This is a genomic window from Mycobacterium xenopi (genome assembly GCF_009936235.1).
GTDB classification, from domain to species: Bacteria; Actinomycetota; Actinomycetes; order Mycobacteriales; family Mycobacteriaceae; genus Mycobacterium; species Mycobacterium xenopi.
On the sequence record NZ_AP022314.1, the window covers coordinates 2,889,590 to 2,909,359 of the forward strand.

Consider the following 19,770-nt stretch of genomic DNA (forward strand, 5'->3'; position numbering starts at 1 on the left):
CGTCACGCCGTCTCGTCACCGCAAGCCAGCTGGCGGGCGCGGGCGCGCCGCGTGTTGTCCCACCACGACCCGACCACCATCACAGCGCCTGCCCAGGCGGCACCCAGCAGCCAGCCGGCCACAACATCGCTGATGTAGTGCACCCCGAGATAGACGCGGGAGAACCCCAGCACGGCGGCAATGCCGATCGCGGCGGCCCACACCGCCACCCGGCCGGCCCAGCGGGTAACCAGCCATCGCGTCAGCATCCACGCGAAAAGACCTGCGCCCGCAGCGGCGCCGCGGCGTGGCCGGAGGGGAACGAATAGCCGTCCGCGGCGATCGCCGCGAACGGCAAGGGCGGACGGTCCCGGACCACCAGGGCTTTGGCGGTGAATAGCACCAGCGTGATCCCGCCGGCACCGGCGAGGCCGAACACTACAGGCGCCCAAGACCGAGACGCCCAGCTGGCGGCCGCGCAGGCGATGGCGGCCACCGCACCCAAGGTGGCGCCCCCGCCCGCACCGGTGATCGCGCGCAGTGCCGTCGTCAGCCACAAGTCGCGGTGGGTTGCCAGCCACCGAGCGGCCGGTTGGTCGATACCGGCGATACCGTCACCCTCGAGCACGTCATCGAGCACCTCGGTAAAGCCAGCCCCCAGTGCCACGACGACGGCCAAGCCGACGAGCAACGCCACACCCGCCACCTCGGATAGCGGCCACCGGAGCGGCAACGACCATCCCCGGTCGTGCAATTTCTCGCGGGCCCAGGCCTCGGCTCGCGTTACCGCGGCGACGTTTCGGAGGCGAGCCCACAGCATGGGGACCAGATCCCGATTTTGAGCTACCCACACAGCCGCTGCGACCAGCAGGATCAGCGACACCAGGACGCCGACGCTGACCAAGCCGAAATTCTGTGTCCCCGGGCCGTACGTCATGATCGAAATCCAACCAGGAAACACCCGGCGGCCGGCGAGCGGTCCTCGTCCTGGGCGCTTCTTTCGATCGACGGTTATCGGTTGGCAAACCAATCGACGCCTGGTGTTTGCACAAGCGACCATTTGCTGTCGATTCGCTGTCGTGAGCCGCTGGTATTCTTCTGCGCGCATCGCGAGCACTAGGACCGTCGTGAAATGACCCGCAACGTTGTCCCGCCGCGCGGTCAACGGGGGATACGTTATGGCTTGGCTATTCCGAGACATATTGTGTGGCAACGTTCTTCGGTGCACCATACCGCCGCGTCGACTGGGTGGTGGGCCCGCATCAAAATCGCGCTGATTCGACACCAGGCGTTAACGGTGCTGGCATCGGCAGCCCCGACGCTGCTGATCTGCCTCGGTGTGCTGCTGTGGTCAATTGGCAACCCGCTGGGCCAGATTGGCGAGTCACCGATACTCGCCGACGGTGATTCGGGGGCCCTGTACGCCCGCGTGGGCAACACCTTGTATCCGGTGTTGAATCTGGCCTCGGCGCGGCTGATCACCGGCCGGTCGGACAACCCGCATCAGGTGCGGTCCAGCGCGATCGCTGGCCTGCGGCGCGGGCCGGTGGTGGGCATCCCCGGAGCGCCGTCAGGATTCTCGCCGACCAGTCCGGTGTCGTCGTCGTGGCTGGTGTGCGATGCGCTAGCACCCGTGCCCGCATCCGGCGCTGCGCCGGTGGTGACGGTCATCGACGGCGTCCCCGACATGTCAGGGCGCCAGCGAATATTAGGCGAGTCAGACGCGGTGGTCTTGCGCTACGGCAATGAGACGTGGGTCATTCGGCAAGGGCGCCGGGCGCGCGTCGACCCGCCTGACCGGTCAACGTTGTCGCGGTTGGGGTTGACGCCGGACCAGCTCAGTCAGGTGCCGACCATGAGCCGGGCGCTGTATGACGCCTTGCCGGTGGATTCCGAATTCCCTGTTCTCTCCGCTGATCTCAATGGTCAGCTGAAGGTGGTCGATATGCAGGACAACCCGACGACCTGCTGGTGGTGGGAACGGACCGCCGGCGAGGGCCGGGCCCGTGTCCACGTGGTGTCGGCGCCCGCGGTTCCCGTGGCGGCGACCGAAGTGAACAATTTTGTGCCACTGGCGAAATCGGATACATCGGATCCGCAGCCGACCGGTTCTATTTCGGGCCTGGGTACGCCAACTTTGTTGTCGCGGTCGAAACCAATCCACCGACGCCGGAAACGCTGTTCTGGCTGGAGAATTCGGGGGTGCGGTTTGGTGTGGACGCCACCGGTGCGACGCGTTCGGCGTTAGGGTTGCTCGCTGCGCCAAGTCCGGCGCCGTGGGCCGCGCTGCGGCTGCTCGTTCCGGGACCGACACTGTCCCGCGCCAGTGCGTTGCTCCGCCACGACGCCGGCCACGGTGACGTTTCGCCGCGGTGATCCCGACACAGGGTTTCGAGGCGCCGCCGCGTTGTTTGTCGGCAGTTCTGTGGATAGCTGGCTGGCGGCAACGCCGCACACCATTGATGCTTCACCCATGAGTCATCGCGAACTGCCTACGCCACCTGTTGCCACGGCGACCGACCCGGTGCAGTCGGCCGCCGATTTGCGCCAGCGATGGCGCGCGCTCATGGGACCACTGGGGTTTGGCGAAAAGCTGCTGTGGTTCGCCTTTGTCGGACCGGACCGTCGGCTCACCAAGGTGCTCAGCCAGGTGCCGATCGGCCCGCGTCCACAGGGCCGGATGCTCAGGAAGCTGATGTCGGCATTGCGCACGCTGCTCGACGACATGGCGTCCAAAACCACTGTCGCGCTGCTGCTGACCGGGCCGGGGCGGGGCCCGATCTCGACCGGCGACCGGGTGTGGGCGAAGTCGCTGACGGAAACGGCCGAACGGTTTGGCGTGCCGCTCGAGCCGATATTCCGGGCCAACGACGAGGCGCTCGTCCAGATCGACGGGCACACGAACCGCACCACCCCGCTGCCTGATGGGATCGCCTGCTTCCGCGAGCCGAAGCGTCGTCACAGCAAGTAGCGGTACGCCGGTGAGCCGGGCTCGAGCACTTCGATGTGCAGGTCGGTGGCCCGCATTCGCGCCAGCAGCCCGTCGAGCTCGGCGGCTGAGCCCAGTTCGATGCCGACCAGCGCCTCGCCGGTTTCCCGGTTGTTGCGCTTGACGTACTCGAACAGCGTGATGTCGTCGTTGGGTCCCAGCACCTGGTCGAGGAAACGGCGCAGCGCGCCAGGTTCCTGAGGAAAGTCGACCAGGAAGTAGTGCTTGAGGCCGAGGTGGACCAGCGAGCGCTCGAGGATCTCCCCGTAGCGGGAGACGTCGTTGTTGCCCCCCGAGATCAAGCACACCACCGTCGACCCTGGCTCAATGTCGGCTTCCAGCAGGCCCGCGACCGACAACGCGCCCGCCGGCTCGGCGATGATGCCCTCGTGCTGGTAGAGATCGAGCATCGCGGTGCACACCGCGCCCTCGTCGACCGCGGTGATCGACACCATGTCACCGGCGGCCGCCAGCGCCGCGTAGGTCAGCGTTCCCGCCCGATTCACCGCCGCGCCGTCGACGAACTGGTCCACGTGGTCCAACGTCACCGGCTCGCCCGCCGCCAGCGCGGCCATCATCGCGGCGGCGCCGCCGGTTCAACACCGAGCACCGAGGTGTTGGCCGTCCGCTCCGCCAGATAGGTCGCGATGCCGGCCACGCATCCGCCGCCGCCCACCGGAACCACCACCAGGTCAGGCTCGACGTCGAGCTGGTCGAGTAGTTCGACGGCGATGGTGCCCTGACCAGCGATGGTGCGCACATCGTCATACGGCGGCACCAGTGTGGCACCAGTGCGCGCCACGTCGGCGAGCGCCGCCTCGGCCGCCATGTCGTATGTCGAGCCGCCGACGATCAGCTCGACGAATTCTCCGCCGTGGTAGCGAATCCGGTCCTTCTTCTGCTTAGGCGTCTTGGCCGGCACGTAGACCCGGCCGCGAACCCCCAGCGCGCGACAGGCGTAGGCAAAGCCCTGGGCGTGGTTGCCGGCCGACGAGCACACCACACCCGCCGCGATCTCGTCCTCGGAAAGCTGCACCAGCAGGTTGTAGGCGCCACGCAGCTTGTAGGAGCGCACCGACTGCAGATCCTCGCGTTTGAGGTAAACCGTCGCCCCAGTGGCCTCCGACAATCGCTCGCACAGCTGCAGTGGGGTGGGTGCGACGACAGGAGCGATCCGCTTGGCCGCAGCGTCGATGTCCGCCGCGGACAGCGGCGGGGCGCTGGGCTCTTGGCTGAGTTCGGCGGACACCGGGTTCATGGTGCCATTCAACAGGCAGTTCAGCCGACCGGGGTCAGCACGAACACCGGAATCTGGCGATCGGTCCTGGCCTGATACTTGGCGTAGTCCGGCCAGACCCGCACCGCACGTTCCCACCAGAGCGCCTTTTCGTCGCCGAATACCTCGCGCGCCTCGTAGTCCCTGGTGACCGGGCCGTCCTGCAGCTCCACCCGCGGGTTCTTCTTGACGTTGTGGTACCACACGGGGTGCTTCGGGGCACCGCCCAGCGAGGCGACGATCGCGTATTGGCCGTCATGTTCAACCCGCATCAGCGGAGTCTTGCGGAGTTTGCCGGTTTTGGCTCCGACCGTGGTCAGCAGGACAACGGGCTTTCCCTGCAGCTCGGTGCCCTCGGCCCCGCCAGAGGCCATGTACTTCTCGGCTTGCTCGCGGGACCAGTCGAGCGGGCTGGGTGCGTATTCACCTGAAAGCGGCATATCGACACCTTAAGGGCTGGTGGGCCCGCGATGACTTGTGCCGCCAGATCCAGTGTTTCGGTTGGCCGAAAAAACAAGTAAGCGCTACCTTTAATTTGTGACGACTGCACAGCAGTTACGGTCGTTGGTCGCTGCCGACGAGATGCTGGTTGCCGGTGTGCCATGGCCCCGATACAAGGCCGTGGCACTGATCGCCGGCTTTGCCACCTTGCTGCTCGTCGCGGTGTTGACCGCCAGCGTGGCGCCGTCCGTCCTCGCCGCCGCCGGGGTTTCCGTGAGCGTGGGCGTGGTGCTCAAGGCGCTGCAACAGCCGCGCCAGTAGGCGCTATTTCACGCGGGTTGTGCGGTGGGCGCGGCAGCGGGTTCGTGGACGTGCGGACCCGGCTGCTCCGCGTAGAGCTCCTCGATCTCGGCGGCGTATTTCTCGGCGATGGGGCGGCGTTTGAGCTTCATCGTCAGCGTCATCTCCTCACCACCCGGCTCCCACACTGTCGGCAACACCCGGAAACGCTTGATCTGCTCGACCCGCGACAACTTGGCGTTGCCCTCGGCCACCCCCGCGGCAATCTGCGCGATCACATCCGGGTGGGCTGCCAGCGCTGCCGGAGACGCGTCGGACAGCCCGTGCTGGGCCGCCAGGGGTCCAACCGAGTCGGCGTCGAAGACCAGCAACGCGGTGTTGTAGGGCCGCCCGTCGCCGATGGTGACCATCGCCCCGATCATCGGGCACGCGGCCAGGATCGCGTTTTCGATGTTGGCCGGCGACATGTTCTTGCCGGCCGCGTTGATGATCAACTCCTTCTTGCGGTCGACCACCCGCAGGTAGCCGTCGGAGTCCATGTCGAGGATGTCGCCGGTGTGCAGCCAGCCGTCGGCGTCGATAGCCTCGGCGGTCTTGGCGGGCTCTTTGCGGTAGCCCTTCATCACCAGTGGGCCGCGCACCAGAAACTCACCGTCGTCGGCGATCTTGCCCTCCAGCCCGGGCAACAACTTGCCGACCGTGCCCAACCGGGCGTCGCGCGGGTGGCTGACGCTCGCCACGCAGCTCAGCTCCGACATCCCCCACACTTCGCTGATCGGGATGCCGATGCCGGCGAAGAAGCCCAGGGTCTCCTTCGGGATCGGCGCCGCACCCGAGACCGCCCAGCGCAGCTCTCCAAAGCCCAGGCGCTCCCGAAGCTTCGAGAGCACCAGCTCGTCGGCCTTAGCCCATTCGGCGGCCAGCTCGTCGGACATCGGTTCACCGGCCAGCAGCGCGGCCGCGCGTTTCGCCGCCACCGACATACCCCACTGCAACGCCTGCCGCTTGGTCTCGTCCGGCTCATGTGTGACAGCGAATTCTATTGCCGCTTTGAGCTTTTCCCATACCCGCGGGACGGCACCCCAAATGGTCGGCCGGGTGTCGGGCAGCGCCGCCGCGATCGCCCTGGCATCAGACACCACGGTGACCTGCACGCCGAACACCTCCTGGTTGTACAACGCCATCATCCGGTCGGCGATGTGCGCCGAGGGCAAAAACGAGGTGATCCGGTCACCGAAGCGCACACCGAGAACATCTTGCAGCGCTGAGGCCTCGAACATCAGGTTGGCATGCGTCATCTCCACGCCCTTGGGGTTGCCCGTCGTGCCCGAGGTGTAGATAAGCGTGACGATGTCGTCGGGTTGCACTGCGCGCCAGGTGGATTCGAAGTCAAAGTCAGTCGGCGCGGCGGCGTAGAGGTCGTCCACGGACAGGGTGCCCTCCGGTGAGCCGTCAATGCAGACAATGTGCTCGAGTTGGGCGCCGCTGGCGCGAATCCGGTCGACGTATTGTTGCTCGCATATCACCAGCTTGGTGCCGGCGTTGTCGAACAGGTAGGTCAACTGTTCGGCGGGCAGTGTGTTGTACACCGAGAACGAGGTCGCGCCGACATGCTGCGCACCGACTTCCAACGGGTAAAACTCGATCCGGTTCGCCATCATCAGCGACACCGTGTCGCCACGCCGTACGCCCAGCCCGGCCAGCCCGGCCGCGACCCGACGTACCTGGGCCGCGTAGTCTCGCCAGGTCAACGTCTGGTGGCCGCCGGGCGTTCGGAGTGCTACGGCACCCGGATCGATTGCGGCGGTGCGCTGAAACGCCTCGCACATCGTGGTGGGGCGCTCTGCCAACGTCATTTTCGTCCTCCTTTGTGTGCCTACCTCATCTGAGCACAGACCTGACAGGCCGTGGAGTAGGTTCGCCGACATGGCAACGATCCTGATCACTGGTGCCAACGTGTGGGATGGACGCTCCGATGCGCCGACGCCCCGTCAGGTGCTGGTGGCCGACGGCCGCATCCAGCGGATCGCCGACACGATCGAGCCGCCCGCACAAACGCAGGTGATCAACTTGCCGGGGCATACCCTGACGCCCGGATTTATGGATTGCCACGTGCACGTGACGTTGGCGCCGCCGCTCGGCCCCGCGGTGGCGACCGCCTCGAGCGTCGCGAAGGCGTTGAAATCTTTGCCGGTGCTGCAGACCTTGCTCATGAACGGGTTCACCACCGTGCGCGACCTAGCCTGTGCAGACCTCGATTACCCGACCGTCGATCTGCGCGATGCTGTGGCGGCCGGCACCGTGGTGGGTCCGCGGATGCTGGTGGCGCCGCACATGATATCGGCGCGCGGCGGTCACGGCGACTTCAGCGGAATGGTCGCCGACGAATATCAAGGCCCCTCGCGGGCGCTGGAATTGGCGGCGGCCGACGGGTGCGACGAGATCCGCACCCGGGTGCGCCAAGAGATCCGCGCCGGCGCGGATTGGATCAAGTTCGCCGCCACCGGCGGTTTCGCGTCTCCCTCCGACGATCCCGGCCAGGCCACCTACAGCCAGGAAGAAATGGACGTGTTGGTGGCCACAGCGGCGGATCTCGGTGTGCCGGTCACGCCGCACAGCTACGGCGACGAAGGCATCCAGCGCGCCGTGCGTGCCGGGGTGCGCAGCATCGAACACGGAAACCTGGCGTCGGCCGACACATTGCGGATGATGGAAGACGCCGGGGTGTTTCTGGTGCCGACGCAGTACGCGATCGTCTCCGGCGCCCGACGCGGCGAGGACGATCCGGTGTGGGCGGCCATGCCCGAATACGCGAAGCGCAAAGCCCGCAAATATCGGGGCGCGTTGCTGGACGCCGCCGAGCGCGTCGCGGCAAGCAATGTCCGTATCGCTTTCGGCACCGACGCCGGAATGTTCCCGCACCAAGACAATTGGCGCGAGTTCCCGACGATGGTGTCCACCGGGATCAGCCCGCTGCGCGCACTACAGGCTGCCACCAGCGTAGCGGCGGAGCTACTTCAGCTCGACGACCTGGGAGTGATCGCCGAAGGCAAGATCGCCGATCTGATTGCGATGCCGGGCGACCCGTTCACCGATATCGAAGTCACTGGTCAAGTGGACCTCGTGATGAAAGAGGGCGTCATCTATAAGGATCCGGCCGGCAAGCGCGAGGCGCGGGTCGCAACCGCCTGTTAGGCGACATGGCGTGCCAGCATGATACCGACCCGCGCCTCAATCTCGCTCACCGTCACGGTCAGTGTGCGCTGCGGCGCCTTCGACCGATACCGGTGTCCCGTTGGTGTCGTGAATTCCGCTGTGTGCCTTCCCGTTTCGTCGGCTGCAGCGATGACTCGCCAGCCCGCAGACTCCTTCGTGTAGTTGCACCGTTCGCAGGATCCCAGCCCGTTATCCGCCGTGGTGGGACCGGCGCGAGCGTGCGGTTGCGCGTGGTCGCGGTGCCTGATCGGAGCGTCGCAATACGGGGTGCGACAACGCTGGTCACGCAGACCGATGAAGGCGGCCAGCCCGCGGGGAAACAGTCGTGCCCGCGACTCCATCGCCACTAGTGCCCCGGAGCGGGGATGGGCGTACAGGCGCCGCAATGTGGCCCGGGACCGCCGGTCAGTTACCGCGGCCGACACCAGGCCGCGTGCAACGGCAGCCGGGATGGGGCCGTAGCCGCACAGATCTCCGGGGCTGTTTGCACCGCCCAGGAGCGTCTCATCCGACAACACCAGGTTGACTGCGATTGGCGTGGCACTCGCCGCGCTGCGTCCGGTGACACGCTCGATCAAGGTGTCGGCCATCACCTGGCCACGGGTACGGCCGTCGAACGTGGTATCGGCTGCCCGGCGCAGCGCCGCGTACACCGAGACGCCCTGAGCGACCGGCAGCAACGCGGTCAGATACGTCATGGTGTCGGGTGCCGGACGGATGGTGACCGTCCGCTCGCCTTCCGCCTTCGCTGCCCGCTCGACGACCGCGCGTGGATCGAGCCGGTAGGCGATTGCCTTGGCGGCGTACGCTATCCGCGCATCGCCCATCCCGTCCAAAGCGGCAGCGTCAGCGCACAGCTCGGCGTCGAGGGCGCGCCGGTCATCGACGTCTAGGCAGGCACTCTCGCGGACGATGAGGGTGGCCCGCCATTCGGACAGGATTCCGCGCTCCAACGCTGCCAAGGTGTGCGGCATCTCGTTGACCAGTGCCTTGGCGAAGCCGAGATGCCGACTGCCGCGAACCGGTGAATCGCGGCGCGCCAAAGCTACTTCCGTCGCCACGCCACGACCGCGACGCGCCGCCGGTACCCCCGTCGCGGTCTCGGCGAGCCGCCGCGCCGCGTCCAACGCGGCAGCTGCCCGTGCCTGACCGGCTGATGCGGCCGCCTTGAGCCGCTCCAGCGCGGCGATGCGCTCGATCAGCGCCGGCTCATCGCAGTCTGGGTCGATCACCGCCGCCGCGGACGCCACCGCTTGCCAATCGAGCATGGCTTCGTTGTAACAGAGGGGTCTGACAAGTCCGTCCGGCCTGGTTAGGCGCCCAAGCACCCTGGGCCGAGCAGCGCCTTAAGGTCACCCATCAACGCCGGGGACGGTGTCACCCGAAGCGAGGAGTCCAGCTCCAACGTCGTGACCCGGTCTCCGCTAAGCAGCCGCAGATGCACCTGCGAAGTCCCGGGATGCCGGGCCAGGACTTGCTTGAGCGCATTGACCTTGTCGGCTGTGCATTGGCGGGTGGGGAGGCTCACTTCCAGTGGCCGCACCGGCTGCACATTCGAAAAGTCCGGCACCACAAGGTCGTTGGCGACCAAGCAGATCCGATCGTCTTGGACTTTCACTCGAGCGTTGATCACCACCACGGCATCGTCGACGATGTCGGCACCATAGCTGGAGTAGGTGTGCGGGAAGAACATCACCTCGATGCCACCGGTGAGGTCTTCTAGTTGCGCTGATGCCCAAGGCATTCCGTTCTTGTTCACCCGGCGGTTCACCGATGCCAGGATGCCGCCGACCCGCACCGGAGCTTCGTTGGGGACGTCGCCGTCGAGGATCGCCGGGATGGCGGTGTCCACCTGGGTGGCCAGCAGATGCGCCACCCCGTTGAGCGGATGCCCGGACACGTATAGCCCCAGCATTTCGCGCTCCAACGCCAGCTTGTGCTTGTCGTCCCACTCCTCGTCGGGCACTTTGACGCTGAACACCGCGTCGGTGGCCGTGTCGGTGCCGCCGAACAGGTCGAACTGGCCCATCGCCTCGGCCTTCTTGGTGCCCAGTACCGCGTCGACAGCATCCGTGTGCACCAGGAACAAGCCCTTACGGGGGTGGCCCAGCGAATCGAACGCGCCGGCTTTGATCAGCGATTCGGTGACCTTCTTGTTGCACGCCGCGATGTCGATCTTGTTCAAGTAGTCGGAGAAGTCGGTGAACTTACCCTTCTCGGTGCGGGTCTTGAGCAGCGAGGCAACAACATTCGCACCGACGTTGCGCACTGCGCCGAGCCCGTAGCGGATGTCGGTGCCCACCGACGCGAAGTTCAAACCCGACTCGTTGACGTCGGGCGGCAGCACCGTGATGCCCAGCTTGCGGCAATCGGCCAGGTAGACCGCGGCTTTGTCCTTGTCGTCGCCAACCGAGGTCAAGAGCCCGGCCATGTATTCGGCCGGGTAGTTGGCCTTCAAGTAGGCGGTCCAATAAGACACCATCGCATATCCGGCGGCATGCGACTTGTTGAACGCGTAGTCGGCGAACGGCAAGATGGTGTCCCACAGCGCCTTGATCGCCCCGCTCGAGAATCCGTTGGCACGCATGCCCGCCGCGAAGCTTTCGTATTCGGCGGCCAGAACGTCAGCTTTCTTCTTGCCCATGGCTTTTCGCAGAATGTCGGCTTGGGCCAGCGAATAGCCCGCAACCTTCTGCGCGATCCGCATGATCTGCTCTTGGTAGACGATCAAGCCGTACGTCTCGGCCAGGATCTCCTGCAACGGCTGGGCGAGTTCGGGGTGGATCGGTGTGATGGGCTGGCGGCCGTTCTTGCGGTCGGCGTAGTCGTTGTGGGCGTTCATGCCCATGGGCCCGGGCCGATACAGCGCGATCACCGCGACGACGTCTTCGAAGCCGGTGGGCTGCATGCGCCGCAGCAGGTCCCGCATGGGGCCGCCGTCGAGTTGGAAGACACCGAGCGTGTCGCCGCGGCCCAGCAGCGCGTAGGTGGCCGGGTCGTCGAGCGGCACAGATTCCAGGTCGACGTCGATTCCCCTGTTGGCCTTGATGTTCTCGATCGCGTCGCCGATGATCGTCAGGTTGCGCAGGCCGAGGAAATCCATTTTCAGCAGCCCGATTTCCTCGCACGCCGGATAGTCCCAGCCGGTGATGATCGCGCCGTCCTGGGGGCGCTTCCACAGCGGGATGGCGTCGGTGAGCGGTTCGCTGCTCATGATCACCGCGCAGGCGTGCACCCCCGCGTTGCGGATCAGACCTTCCAGCCCGCGGGCGGTCTCGTAGATGGTGCGCACGTCGGGGTCGGTGTCGATCAACCCCCGCACCTCGGCGGCTTCCTTGTACCGCTCGTGGTTGGGATCGGTGATTCCCGACAGCGGAATATCTTTGGCCATGATCGGCGGCGGCAGGGCCTTGGTGATCCGGTCGGCGATCGCGAAACCTGGCTGGCCGTAGTGGATTCGCGCCGAATCCTTCAGCGCTGCTTTGGTTTTGATGGTGCCGAATGTGATCACCTGGGCGACCCGGTCATGGCCCCACTTGTCGGCGGCGTATCGAACCATCTCGCCGCGGCGGCGATCGTCGAAGTCGATGTCGATGTCGGGCATCGACGTGCGCTCGGGGTTGAGGAACCGCTCGAACAGCAGTCCGTGCGGGATCGGGTCGATGTCGGTGATGCCCAACGCGTACGCGACCAGCGAACCGGCCGCCGAGCCGCGGCCCGGCCCGACCCGGATGTTCACCGAACGGGCGTAGTTGACCAGGTCGGCCACGATCAGGAAGTAGGACGGAAAGCCCTTGGCGCAGATGACTTCGATCTCGTAGGCGGCCCGCTCGGCATATCCGGGCGGTATCCCGTCCGGGAACCGGCGAGCCAGCCCGGCCTCGACCTCGTGACGCAGCCACGACGCCTGGTCGTGTCCGTCGGGCACCGGGAAAACCGGCATCCGGTTGCGCGGTGTCCACACCTCGGCATACGAGCCCACCCGCTCGGCGATCAGCAGCGTGGTGTCGCAGGCCCCGGGCACGGCGTCGTCCCAGATCGCCCGCATCTCGGCGGCCGACTTCAGGTAATAGCCGTCGCCTTCGAACTTGAACCGAGTCGGATCCGACAGGGTTTTGCCGGTCTGCACGCACAGCAGCGCCTCGTGGTTGTGCGCGGCGTCGCGAGTGACGTAGTGGCAGTCGTTGGTGGCCAGCGGCGCGATACCGAGCTTGCGGCCGATCTCGAGCAGCCCGTCGCGGACCCGTCGCTCGATGGTCAGCCCGTGGTCCATCAGCTCCAGGAAATAGTTGTCCGGGCCGAAGATCTCCCGCCACCGGGCGGCCGACTCCAGCGCCTCCCGGTCCTGGCCGAGCCGCAGCCGGGTCTGCACCTCACCGGAGGGGCAGCCGGTGGTGGCGATGATGCCGCCGGCGTGCTCGGCGATCAGCTCGGCGTCCATCCGCGACCATTTGCCCAACTGGCCCTCGAACGACGCCAGCGACGTCAGCTTGAACAGGTTGCGCAGCCCGGCGGCGTTTTCGGCGATCATGGTCAGGTGGGTGTAGGACCCGCTGCCTGAGACGTCGTCGCCCTTCTGCGCCGGATCGCCCCAGAACACCCGCCGCGAGTCGAACCGTGAGCCGGGCGCGACATAGGCCTCGACCCCGATGATCGGCTTGATCCCGGCTTCGGTGCATGCGTTGTAGAACTCGCTGGCGCCGAACATGTTTCCGTGGTCGGTCATCCCGATGGCCGACATGCCCAGGCGCTGCGCCTCGGCCAGCATCGGGCTGATCTTCGCGGCACCGTCCAGCATCGAGTACTCGGTGTGGTTATGCAGGTGCACGAAGGAGCCAGTCATCGCAGACGCCAGTCTATGGCCGCCCACCGACACCGGTTCGGCGTGTCGCCCGGGAGTGTCGTGACGTGTGGTCGCGATGAGCCGGCGTGCAGGTCGGTGAGTCACCGGCAATCGTGTTGTTACGTCGAGTAATCGCGCCGTGATGGCGCGCTAACGGATGGGCAACGCCGCAATGGTCCCCTGGGGATATGGGAATGCTGCCACGATTCCGCACGCGCAAGGCGCGATCTATCTACGACCGCATCGGCGGCCATGAGGCGATCGAAGTGGTGGTCGAGGACTTCTATTCGCGGGTGCTTGCCGATGCGCAGCTGGCCGGCTTCTTCGCCGGGACCAACGTCAATCGGCTGAAGGGCAAACAAGCCGAGTTCCTTGCCGCAGCGCTCGGCGGCCCGCTGCCCTATACGGGTGTCTCGATGAAGCAGGCTCATAAGGGCCGCGGGATCACCATGCACCACTTCAACCTGGTGGCGGGACACTTGAGCGATTCGCTCACCGCGGCGGGCGTGCCCGACAAGACGGTGGCAGAAATTCTTGCCGTGGTGGCACCGCTGGCCAGCGACATCGCCTCCGACGCCGAGCCAGCACGCGTCTGACACCTCGCCACGCGCCGCAGCGGGCGGGTGCCGATCGGCATCGGCCACAATGCCTGCATGCCCCGAAGCTTCGACGACCTGGTGGCCCAGGCCGCGGCGGCGCCCGTCGAGGGCTGGGACTTCTCCTGGCTGGATGGTCGCGGGACCGAGGAACGCCCGTCGTGGGGTTATCAGCGGCTGATGAGCCAGCGGTTGGCCCGGGCGTCAGCCGCCGTCGACCTGCAGACCGGTGGCGGAGAAGTATTGGCCGGGGCGGCCACGTTCCCGCCGACCATGGCCGCCACCGAGTCGTGGCCACCCAACGCTGCACTGGCCACCCGGCGCTTACACCCGCGCGGGGTGGTGGTGGTCGCTACGCGCGACGAGCCGCCGCTGCCGTTCGCCGACGAGGCATTCGACTTGGTGACCAGCCGCCATCCCATCGCGGTGTGGTGGACGGAAATCGCGCGGGTGCTAAGGCCGGGCGGCACGTACTTGGCCCAGCACATCGGTCCGGCAAGCGTACGTGAGCTGGTCGAGTTCTTCCGCGGACCCCAGCCAGCGGCCCCGCGCTACCCGGACGACTGGAACACCCAGGCCCAAGCGGCCGGCCTGCAGATCGTCGACCTGCGCATGGAACGCCTGCGGGTGGAGTTCTTCGACGTCGGTGCGGTCATCTACTTTCTGCGCAAGGTGATCTGGGCGGTGCCCGACTTCAGCGTCGACCGCTATCACCAGCGGCTGCGCGACTTGCATGACCGCATCGAAGCCGACGGGCCTTTCGTCACGTATTCCACGCGAGTGCTCGTCGAAGCACGCAAACCGCCGTGATCACCCCTCGGCCCGCAACACGTCCAGCGCATGCTGCAGATCCGGCGGGTAGGGACTGACGATCTCGATCTGCCGGCCGTCGGCCGGGTGTGCGAACGACAGTGACCTCGCGTGCAGCCATTGACGCTCCAGCCCAAGCTTTTTCGCGAGCTTGGGGTCCGCGCCGTAGGTCAGGTCGCCGCAACAAGGGTGATGCAGCGCCGCGAAATGCACCCGGATCTGGTGAGTGCGACCGGTTTCCAGGTGCACGTCGAGCAGGCTGGCGGCAACGAACGCTTCGATGGTGTCGTAATGGGTGAGACTGTGCCGGCCGTGTTTGGTGACGGCGAACTTCCAGTCGTGGCTGCGATGCCGGCCGATCGGGGCGTCGATGGTCCCGCTGGAGGGATCCGGATGTCCTTGCACCAGCGCGTGGTAGCGCTTGTCGACGGTGCGCTGTTTGAACGCGCGTTTCAGCACGGTGTAGGCGCGGTCGGACAGCGCCACCACCATCACCCCTGAGGTGCCGACGTCAAGGCGATGCACGATGCCCTGCCGCTCGTGGATGCCTGACGTGGTGATCCGGTAACCAGCGGCGGCCAAGCCACCGAGCACCGTCGGCCCGGTCCAACCCACCGTGGCATGCGCGGCCACCCCGGGCGGCTTGTCGACCGCGACGATGTCGTCGTCGGCATACAGGATCGTCATGCCCTCGATCGCAACCGGCGTGTTTTGCAGCGGGGGCGATGCCTCGGGCAGCCGCACATGCAGCAGGGCACCCGGGGTCAGCCGGTCGGATTTGCCAACCACCACGCCGTCCAACTCGACCCCGCCGTCTTCGGCCAGCGCGGCGGCGGCGGTCCGCGACAGGCCCAGCAGACGCGCGAGGCCCGCGTCGACACGCATGCCCGCCAATCCCTCCGGGACCGGCATCGAGCGGTGGCGCATCAGGGTTGGTCGGCCTCACGCGGTGCCCGGGAAACCTCGCGCTTGCGCCTGCCCACAGTGTCGAAGTCATAGCCGAACACCGACAGCGCGACCAGCAAGATCGCCCCGCCCACCACCGACGGGTCGGCGACGTTGAACACCGGCCACCAGCCGATCGACAGGAAATCCACGACATGACCGCGCAGCGGTCCGGGGGACCGGAAGAACCGGTCGACCAGGTTGCCCGTCGCCCCGCCCAGAATCATGCCCAGGCCGATGGCCCACCACGGCGACACCAGCCGTCGCCCCATCCAGAAGATGCCGACCACGACACCGGTCGCGATCACCGTCAACAGCCAGGTGTATCCCGTCGCCATCGAGAACGCCGCCCCGGAATTGCGCACCAACGTCCAGGTGACGGTGTCGCCGATGATCGACACCGGCTGTCCGGGGGTCAGCAGTTCGACAGCGAGCACCTTGGTGACGATGTCGAGTACCAGCACCACCGCGGCCACCGACAGCAGCAGGCGCAGCCGCCGCGGCGGCGCGGCGGCGTCAGAGTCTCCCGCCGTCACCGGCTCAGCCGACCGCGTTGGTTCCTCGGGCACGCCTACATCATCCCCTAACATCCCAGCATGGGCCGCGTTGCCGTCGTCACCACCGGGGGAACGATCGCCAGCAGCAGCGACCCCGACGGAATACGGCGGCCGACCCGCGGCGGCGCCGAGCTGACGGCCGGGCTCGACGTCGACGTCGTCGAGCTGATGGCGCTCGACAGCTCGCGGCTGACGCCGGCCGATTGGGACCGGATCCGCGACGCGGTCCAAGCGGCGGCCGACGGTGGTGCTGACGGCGTGGTCGTCACGCACGGCACCGACACGCTCGAGGAGACGGCGCTGTGGTTGGACCTGACCTATGCCGGCCCGGTGCCGGTGGTGTTGACCGGCGCGCTGCGCAGCGCCGACGACCCCGAGGCCGATGGTCCGGCCAATCTGCGTGACGCGGTGGCGGTAGCACGGTGCCCCGAGGCGCGCGGCCTTGGCGTGGTGGTGTGCTTCGGGGGGCGGGTGTTGCAGTCGTTGGGCCTGTACAAGGTGGCCACCCGCGACGGGTTCGCCGGCGCGCCGCTGGGCGTCGTCGCCCATGGCGAGGTGACCGTGACCGTGCCCACGACTCGGCCTTACCTGGGAGACCTGCGCGCTGCCGCAGCACCGCGCGTGGACATCGTGGCGGCCTACGCAGGCAGCGACGCGGTGGCGCTGGACGCCTGCGTGGCCGCCGGCGCCCGCGGGGTGGTGCTGGAGGCACTGGGTTCGGGCAATGCCGCAGCGGCGGTGGTCGACGGAGTGCGCCGCCACTGCCGCGACGGCATCGTGGTCGCGGTGTCGACCCGGGTTGCCGGGGGCGGGTTCGGCCGGGCTACGGCCCGGGCCATGACCTGGTCGAAGCCGGCGCGGTGATGGTGCCCGGGCTGGCGCCGAGCCAGGTGCGGGTGCTGCTGATGGCGGCGCTGGCCGCGAAGCTACCGGTCGGCGACGTCATCGACCGCCTGCTCTGACAACGCCGCCACATACTCCGGCCAGTCGAGGCTGTCGACCGGATTGGCGGGGCTGAGCTCGCCGCTGTCGACGGGAAATGTGCGCGCCGGTCCGGGCCCGGAGCTGCGGGTCTCGAACCGCACGGTGACCACGCCGTGCCCGGCGCCCTGAACCCAGCCGTGGCCCAGTTCGCGGTGCTTCACGTCGTCGCCGATCCGCCAGGCCGCCGTCTGTGCCATCTCGGCGGAGGTGTCGACGCGCTGATCGGGCGCCGACATCACACCAAACAGGTCCAGGTCGGAAAACAGCGACTCTTGGCGTATCTCGGTCAAACCCGAAAACCCCACTCCCAGTAAGCGAATTGGCCCAATCTCGCGCGGGTCGAGCAGCAGCCGCCGGGCCACCGCGACCAATGCGGCGGCATCGGTGGTGCCGTAGGGTAGCGTCGCCGAGCGGGTCAGCGTGCTCATGTCGGACTTCTTCAACTTCACCGTGACAGTGCGCGCTCCCCGCCCGTCGCGGATGAGGCGTTGATGCGCATGCTCGGCGATCGGTCCGATCGCCTCCCCCAGCTGGTCGAGTGTGGTCAGGTCGGCCGGGAAGGTGGACTCGGCGCTGATCTGCTTGGCTTCGGCGCGTTCGGCCACCGGGCGGTCGTCGATGCCGCGGGCCAGCCGGTGCAGCGCGGGCCCGATTGTCGCCCCCAAGATGTTGGCCACCTCGGCTTCGGTGAGCGCGGCCAGCTGGCCGATCGTTTCGATGCCGAGCCGGTGCAGCTTCTCCTCGGCCACCGGACCGATGCCCCACAGCCGTCGCACCGGCAACCCGGCCAGCAACGCCCGTTCGTCGGCGCGCCGGATCACCCGCACGCCGTCGGGTTTGGCCAACCCGGAAGCGATCTTGGCGATCTGCTTGCCCGACCCGGCGCCGACCGAGGCGATAAGGCCGGTCTCCTCGCGCACCCGTCGCCGCAAGTCCTCGCAGAACCGCTCGACGTCGACGACCGAGGCGCCGGCGAGCTCGGGGGGTTCTGCGAATCCCTCGTCGTAGGAAAGCTGTTCGACAACGGCCACCGCTGCGCGCACCGTGTCGAAGACACGCCGACTGGCCACCCCGTACACCACGCCGCGCGGCGGCAACACCACCGCGTGGATACCCACCAGCCGGCGCGCCTGGTGCATCGGCATCGCCGAGCGGGCACCGAACGTCCGCGCTTCGTAGCTGGCGCCGGCCACCACACCCCGGCCGCCCAGCCCACCGACCAGCACCGGCCGGCCCCGCAGGGTGGGACGGGTGAGCTGCTCGACGGAGGCGAAGAACGCGTCCATGTCCAGGTGCAGCACCCAACGGGAGTCCACAACCGCAGATGCTATTGCTATAGCCTCAAAACCCATGGCGATGAATCTGTGTCACCGGGTGTGCTGCAGCTCCAACCGCTACTTCAAGGCGGTCGAGAACCGGCTGCTGCCATGGGTTCTGGCCGATGTGGATCTCGGCGACGACGTGCTGGAGATCGGACCTGGCTACGGCGCCAACATCCGGGTGCTGATCGACAAAGCCGCACGCTACGCCGCCGTCGAGATCGACCAGGCGATGGCCGAGCGGCTGCGCGCCACCTACGGTGACCGGGCACGGATCATCCACGGCGACGGCACTGACACCGGCTTGCCGGCCGACAATTTCAGCTCGGTGGTGTGCTTCACCATGCTGCACCACATCCCGACCGCGGCATTGCAAGACCGCCTGTTCACCGAAGCGTTCCGGGTGCTGCGGCCCGGCGGGGTGTTCGCCGGCAGCGACAGCGCGGCGTCGATTTTATTCCGGATTTTGCATTTCCGCGACACCTGTAACCCGGTGTCACCCCATACCCTGCCGAATCGGTTACAAGCCGCGGGTTTTCGCGACATCGACGTCGACTCCCGCGGCGGCCGCATGCGCTGGCGCGCGGTCAAGCCTTAGCCGCGAAAATGCAACTGCCGACAGGCCTACTCGAGAAATGCGTCGGCAGTTGCACTTTCGCGGCTCTAGAGTGGGCATCCCGCGGCGTGAAGCGCCTCTCGGGCCCGCGCGACGATGACGTGTGGACGGTGCCGCAACATTTCGGAGCTCACCCGTACCAGCCGCCAGCCCAAGCGCTCGAGTTTGACCGTGCGCTCGATGTCGTTAGCGCGGATCCATGGGTCGGTCCAGTGTTGAGGGCCGTCGTATTCCACGCCGACGCGCCATTCCTCCCAACCCATGTCGATGCGGTACTTGCCCACCACGATCTGGGTCTGCGGCCTGGGCAGACCACCCGCGATCAGTACCAGTCGTGTCCGTGTCTCCTGCGGTGACTCGGCGCCGGCGTCGACCAACGGGAGCACGCGTCGCAGCTGTTTGATGCCGCGAGCGCCACGATGGATGTCGATCAGCGGCTGAACTTCACTGATGCTCATCCCGGTGGCTTGCGCCAAAGCATCGATGCGAATGGCGGCCGTCTGGAAACCGGGACGCCGCCCAATGTCGAACGCGGTGCGAGCGGGCGACGTCACGGCAACACCGTCGACCGACGTGGTCTCGCCGCACAGCAGCGTCTCGTTGCGGGTGATGATCAGCGGCGGCGGGCGCTTGCGATCGGTGATCAGTTCGGCGGGCTCGTGCGGGTCGACCCACTTCGCACCGAGTAGTGCGGCCGCAGAGTTGCCGGCAACGACCGCCTTCTTGCCCGACCACAGCCATGCGGCGATCGCGCGATCTCGCGCGGTGAGCTCGGCGTCCTGACGCTGGTAGACGTTGCGGTAGATACGCGTGCAGGACCGCCGCAGCTCACGTTCAGTTACCTTTCCCGCGCGGAGTGCTTCGGTGCCGACGAACGGTGTGGTCGCCATAATCCCCCC

Annotated in this window: 14 protein-coding genes and 4 pseudogenes; 8 read left to right on the forward strand and 10 right to left on the reverse strand. The window is 67.2% G+C overall.

Annotated elements, in window-relative coordinates; all coding sequences use genetic code 11:
* Positions 1–2 precede the first annotated feature (2 nt).
* A pseudogene (locus MYXE_RS13435) lies at positions 3–916 on the reverse strand (phosphatase PAP2 family protein).
* Positions 917–1,111: 195 nt separating this feature from the next.
* Here MYXE_RS13435 and eccB point away from each other — a divergent pair.
* A pseudogene (eccB, locus tag MYXE_RS25300) lies at positions 1,112–2,355 on the forward strand (type VII secretion protein EccB).
* A 148-nt stretch (positions 2,356–2,503) separates the two neighbouring features.
* The gene (locus tag MYXE_RS13445; RefSeq protein ID WP_174893204.1) at positions 2,504–2,950 is read left to right on the forward strand and encodes a hypothetical protein; all 447 of its coding nucleotides are present in this window, start codon (positions 2,504–2,506) and stop codon (positions 2,948–2,950) included.
* On the opposite strand, the pseudogene ilvA reads toward MYXE_RS13445, so the two are convergent.
* A pseudogene (gene ilvA / locus MYXE_RS13450) lies at positions 2,938–4,217 on the reverse strand (threonine ammonia-lyase). The gene MYXE_RS13445 and the pseudogene ilvA sit on opposite strands and share 13 nt — an antisense overlap.
* Positions 4,218–4,246: 29 nt before the next feature.
* On the reverse strand, positions 4,247–4,684 hold the full coding sequence (locus MYXE_RS13455; RefSeq protein ID WP_003920310.1) for a nitroreductase family deazaflavin-dependent oxidoreductase: 438 nt from the start codon (positions 4,682–4,684) through the stop codon (positions 4,247–4,249).
* Between the two features lie 97 nt (positions 4,685–4,781).
* Here MYXE_RS13455 and MYXE_RS13460 point away from each other — a divergent pair, with 97 nt between their 5' ends.
* The gene (locus tag MYXE_RS13460) at positions 4,782–5,006 is read left to right on the forward strand and encodes a hypothetical protein (RefSeq protein WP_085198386.1); all 225 of its coding nucleotides are present in this window, start codon (positions 4,782–4,784) and stop codon (positions 5,004–5,006) included.
* Between the two features lie 8 nt (positions 5,007–5,014).
* On the opposite strand, the gene fadD11 is transcribed toward MYXE_RS13460, so the two are convergent.
* Positions 5,015–6,841, reverse strand: coding sequence for a fatty acid--CoA ligase FadD11 (gene fadD11, locus MYXE_RS13465; RefSeq protein WP_085198389.1), 1,827 nt, complete (start codon positions 6,839–6,841; stop codon positions 5,015–5,017).
* Between the two features lie 70 nt (positions 6,842–6,911).
* Between fadD11 and MYXE_RS13470 the strand changes: the two genes are divergently transcribed.
* On the forward strand, positions 6,912–8,180 hold the full coding sequence (locus MYXE_RS13470) for a metal-dependent hydrolase family protein (protein ID WP_003920307.1): 1,269 nt from the start codon (positions 6,912–6,914) through the stop codon (positions 8,178–8,180).
* Here MYXE_RS13470 and MYXE_RS13475 read toward each other — a convergent pair.
* Positions 8,177–9,469 (reverse strand): HNH endonuclease, encoded by a 1,293-nt coding sequence (locus MYXE_RS13475; protein WP_085198392.1) that lies wholly within the window; start codon positions 9,467–9,469, stop codon positions 8,177–8,179. The two genes, MYXE_RS13470 and MYXE_RS13475, sit on opposite strands and share 4 nt — an antisense overlap.
* Before the next feature lie 44 nt (positions 9,470–9,513).
* Positions 9,514–13,044 (reverse strand): DNA polymerase III subunit alpha, encoded by a 3,531-nt coding sequence (gene dnaE / locus MYXE_RS13480; protein WP_085198395.1) that lies wholly within the window; start codon positions 13,042–13,044, stop codon positions 9,514–9,516.
* 188 nt (positions 13,045–13,232) lie between these two features.
* Between dnaE and MYXE_RS13485 the strand changes: the two genes are divergently transcribed.
* Together MYXE_RS13485 and MYXE_RS13490 are read left to right on the forward strand one after the other, a co-directional pair.
* Positions 13,233–13,640 carry a group I truncated hemoglobin gene (locus tag MYXE_RS13485; protein WP_085198398.1) on the forward strand — a complete coding sequence of 136 codons (408 nt, stop codon included), beginning with the start codon at positions 13,233–13,235 and terminating at the stop codon, positions 13,638–13,640.
* 57 nt (positions 13,641–13,697) lie between these two features.
* Positions 13,698–14,450, forward strand: coding sequence for a class I SAM-dependent methyltransferase (locus MYXE_RS13490; protein ID WP_085198636.1), 753 nt, complete (start codon positions 13,698–13,700; stop codon positions 14,448–14,450).
* On the opposite strand, the gene MYXE_RS13495 is transcribed toward MYXE_RS13490, so the two are convergent.
* Both MYXE_RS13495 and lspA read right to left on the reverse strand, forming a co-directional pair.
* Positions 14,451–15,377 (reverse strand): RluA family pseudouridine synthase, encoded by a 927-nt coding sequence (locus MYXE_RS13495; RefSeq protein WP_003920301.1) that lies wholly within the window; start codon positions 15,375–15,377, stop codon positions 14,451–14,453.
* The gene (gene lspA / locus MYXE_RS13500) at positions 15,377–15,964 is read right to left on the reverse strand and encodes a signal peptidase II (protein ID WP_003920300.1); all 588 of its coding nucleotides are present in this window, start codon (positions 15,962–15,964) and stop codon (positions 15,377–15,379) included. The genes MYXE_RS13495 and lspA overlap by 1 nt, the downstream gene beginning before the upstream one ends.
* 27 nt (positions 15,965–15,991) lie before the next feature.
* On the opposite strand from lspA, the pseudogene MYXE_RS13505 reads away from it, so the two are divergent.
* Positions 15,992–16,914: pseudogene (locus MYXE_RS13505) on the forward strand (asparaginase).
* Here the strand turns inward: MYXE_RS13505 and MYXE_RS13510 are convergent.
* Complete coding sequence (locus MYXE_RS13510; RefSeq protein ID WP_085198404.1) at positions 16,879–18,252, reverse strand: DNA polymerase IV; 1,374 nt, start codon at positions 18,250–18,252, stop codon at positions 16,879–16,881. The pseudogene MYXE_RS13505 and the gene MYXE_RS13510 overlap by 36 nt on opposite strands.
* Positions 18,253–18,286: 34 nt before the next feature.
* On the opposite strand from MYXE_RS13510, the gene MYXE_RS13515 reads away from it, so the two are divergent.
* Positions 18,287–18,853, forward strand: coding sequence for a class I SAM-dependent methyltransferase (locus tag MYXE_RS13515; RefSeq protein ID WP_085198408.1), 567 nt, complete (start codon positions 18,287–18,289; stop codon positions 18,851–18,853).
* Between the two features lie 65 nt (positions 18,854–18,918).
* On the opposite strand, the gene MYXE_RS13520 is transcribed toward MYXE_RS13515, so the two are convergent.
* A complete protein-coding gene (locus MYXE_RS13520; RefSeq protein WP_085198411.1) occupies positions 18,919–19,761 on the reverse strand; it encodes a DUF559 domain-containing protein in 843 nt (280 codons plus the stop codon).
* Positions 19,762–19,770 lie beyond the last annotated feature (9 nt).